The organism is Vibrio sp. 1401 (genome assembly GCF_033340295.1).
Genome location: NZ_JAWOWF010000889.1, coordinates 1 through 506, shown reverse-complemented (window position 1 = coordinate 506; position 506 = coordinate 1). Strand labels below are relative to the sequence as shown.

Here is a 506-nt window from a genome sequence, read left to right as displayed (position 1 = left end):
GACTGAGATGACTTGTTCCTGAAGTGCATATGCAGAAAAACTGCCAGAGCCCATAAAACGGCTGGCTGCAAAAAGTGAAAGGATGGAGAGGAGAACAATCACGAGGATTAACTCCATTAACGTGAACCCTAATGCAGAGCTGCGAATTTTCATAACCCAACCTTAGGCTTAGAACAAGCGAGATAAGTATACGATGAAATTATGAGATTAATGATAGGTTTGTAACTTTTCGATTCGAAGTGTGAACAGACGAACAAACAACCAATGTCTAGTTATTTTGCCCCTTTGAACGACCAATTTCTTCTTCAATTCGATCATACGTTTCTTTGTTGCTTAGCGTTTCAGAAACGTGCTCAGCGGTTTGCTTAGTTTGCTCCCACTTAGCCTCGTAAGTTTCTGGTTCAAAGCTGATAAATCTTGGTAATACCACATAACCGATCACACCTAAGATAATCAGCACAACCACAAATTCGATTGCACTAAGACCCGATGATTTACGCATATGA

General features: G+C 40.5%; 2 protein-coding genes. Both read right to left on the bottom strand.

Annotated features, from left to right (window positions below):
• A partial coding sequence (locus tag R7Z77_RS28730) for a prepilin-type N-terminal cleavage/methylation domain-containing protein (protein ID WP_318137481.1) occupies positions 1-153 on the bottom strand: 153 nt, incomplete at its 3' end.
• A 115-nt stretch (positions 154-268) separates the two neighbouring features.
• The gene (locus tag R7Z77_RS28725; protein ID WP_005388453.1) at positions 269-502 is read right to left on the bottom strand and encodes a type II secretion system protein; all 234 of its coding nucleotides are present in this window, start codon (positions 500-502) and stop codon (positions 269-271) included.
• Positions 503-506 lie beyond the last annotated feature (4 nt).